Genomic DNA, 2,553 nt, shown 5'->3' with positions numbered 1-2,553 from the left:
TACAAGCAACTCGGATTTAAGTTAATTCAAGGTAAGGGTGTATATATGTCATTTCTATAGCGGATATGGTTTTGAACTAACGGAGTTCCACCTCGCAGCCCACCGCTACGTTAACGGGCAGAATAGCGTGACAACGTACTACCAAATACTTCCCAGCCATAATTCCAAAATGATACAATTGTGACGAGAGGAGAGTGGAACTTAGTGTTTAAGTATATACTCGTTGGATTAATATTTCTTATGACCGCATGTACTTCCCCAAATAAAACCGATGAGTCAGGCTGGGAATTAAGTGGAACGTTTGAAGCCGGTGGAATAAAGATGTACGGAAAAGAAGGTCGATTAGGCTTTGTACCTCAAGGCAATAGTAATATTTCAAAAGGTGGACACTTTATTATTTATTTCTGGGGAAAGCCAGAAGAATTAGCGGATACGTACACGCTAATTGGCGAACACAAGGAGACAGGGGTAAAAGAGACTTTGTATCCCGAGTGGGAGGTCTCAAGACCAGAAAACCAGGTAGGAGCAGATGCGCGAAGCGGAGCCAAGTTTATTCTGGACCAAGAAGGAAATAAAAAAGGAAAATGGCGACTTGAAATATACATGGGTGATAAATATTTTGACAGTATCGTTGTAGAAGCAACATGATATTACTTTCAAATGGATACAATTGAGCGACCAGGAGGCTGCCGGCATTGAACGGCAGCCTTGTTGAGCTTACGGGCAGAATAATGATAAAAAAGGGGATTGAAGCTGCGTATGGAAATACTTCTATAATTGTTTTCTCTATCCTTTTTATCCGATAAAGGTGTTAAACTACTGTTGTTGATGGCATCAAAAGAAAATGGATTAGGGAGGAATTAATATGAGTAACAATCATGCTAAAATATATGTGATTACAGGTCCATGCGCCGCCGGAAAGACCACAATATCAGGAATGATTGCAAGTAAGATGAATAATAGTGCATTCATTCAAGGGGATTATATTTACCTTATGGTTGTCGGCGGATTCGTAGTGCCATGGGAAGATGACGGCACATATATTGATTTATTTTGGGAGAATATATTGGCAATTACTGAAAATTTCATTATTAGAAATATATCCGTTGTTCTAGAATATGTTATTTTTCCCGAGCAAACGAAACGGATTGTAGACAGGTTCAAGGAAAAAAATATTCCCATAAAATATACGGTACTAATGGCTGATGAAAATACGATCAGAGAGCGAGATAGCAACAGAGATGTACATGAAAGAATGGGTGAGAGGGCGATCATCCTGTTGAATGAATTGAAAGAAATGAACATTGAAGAGAAATATATACTAGATACAACAAATTTAAGTAAAGATCAAGTTGTGAATACAATAATGACTGAGAATAGGTTTCTCCTATAAAGGCACGGTGATTTCAGTTTCACATTAATGGATCATTAGTCAATAGCAATGCGGAAAATCAACTCGTGGAAAAACACCAGCTATAACCTTACATACATACAATGAGTACAAGTTCTTGTCGTCCGACAATAGCGTTTCCTGAGGTATGTGCATAGTCAGAACATTTGTTTCTTATTATACACCGTAATGTATGTGATTCTGGAAACTCTCGAACCAGGATCAGTTTGGATTTTCAAACCGCGCGCAGCTCCCCAGCGCGCGGTGTTTCGCTGCATGTTGGCGGTCGGTCGACCACAAGACACGACGACAGCCTGTCAAATGATCGGCTGCAGTTTCCATTGAACTACCATGAAAGAACGGATTAACTTTCATGCTCTGTGGTGCAGCATAAGAGATGCATGGATGGCTAACGGGCAGATTTCTTTAGTTACAATATTGAGTTCGTGAAAATAACAAGCTCTACTGCGATTCTCAACCGACATTTTCTTATCTACTCAAACATTCCCTATACCCTTGTTTAGGCAGCATGTTACCATAATACTGTTATTCGAAAATTCACTAATACCGGGGGTATCTTAATAAATGAGCGTCAACTTACATGATTGGATTCTGGATGCCGATTTGGTGAGCATGCAAAAGGCAATGACTTCAGGTGAATATACATCTGAAGCTCTCGTTCTTGCATATATCGAACGCATTCATAAGTATAATCCTTTAATCAATGCCGTTTTAGAGATCAATCCAGATGCGCTTGAAATCGCAAGAAATCTTGACCTTGAGCGAAATACAACAGGTAGTAGGGGGCCGCTGCACGGAATTCCAATCCTGCTCAAGGATAATATCGATACGCATGACCAAATGCATACGAGTGCTGGTTCTATCGCATTAGCTGAGTCGTTTGCTTCTGAAGATTCGTTTATAGCCACAAAGCTCCGCGCTGCTGGCGCAGTTCTTCTAGGTAAGGCAAATATGACCGAGTGGTCAAATTTTATGTCCAACCGTATGCCAGCTGGATATAGTTCCAGAGGCGGATATGTATTGAATCCATATGGACCTGGCAAGCTCTTCGTCAGCGGGTCAAGTTCTGGATCGGCTGCAGCCGTAGCGGCAAACCTGGCAGCAGCAGCGATCGGAACAGAAACAGCGGGTTCGATTATTGG

3 protein-coding genes are annotated in these 2,553 nt (G+C 41.0%); all 3 read left to right on the top strand.

What is annotated here, in order from left to right:
- Positions 1 to 204 precede the first annotated feature (204 nt).
- A complete protein-coding gene (locus DFP97_RS30230) occupies positions 205 to 648 on the top strand; it encodes a hypothetical protein (protein ID WP_114384353.1) in 444 nt (147 codons plus the stop codon).
- Between the two features lie 217 nt (positions 649 to 865).
- The gene (locus DFP97_RS30225) at positions 866 to 1,393 is read left to right on the top strand and encodes a nucleoside/nucleotide kinase family protein (protein WP_056636556.1); all 528 of its coding nucleotides are present in this window, start codon (positions 866 to 868) and stop codon (positions 1,391 to 1,393) included.
- Between the two features lie 582 nt (positions 1,394 to 1,975).
- Positions 1,976 to 2,553 (top strand): amidase family protein (locus DFP97_RS30220; RefSeq protein WP_245976660.1); only part of this gene is annotated, 578 nt, incomplete at its 3' end.

This window comes from Paenibacillus prosopidis, assembly GCF_003337375.1.
GTDB lineage: Bacteria > Bacillota > Bacilli > Paenibacillales > Paenibacillaceae > Pristimantibacillus > Pristimantibacillus prosopidis.
The sequence above is the reverse complement of the archived record's forward strand: the minus strand, read 5'-3'. Positions and strand labels throughout refer to the sequence as shown.

What these genes read in the sequence shown, in the direction of transcription:
- DFP97_RS30225 (WP_056636556.1), top strand. Translation starts at nt 866, where the DNA reads ATGAGTAACAATCATGCTAAAATATATGTGATTACAGGTCCATGCGCC.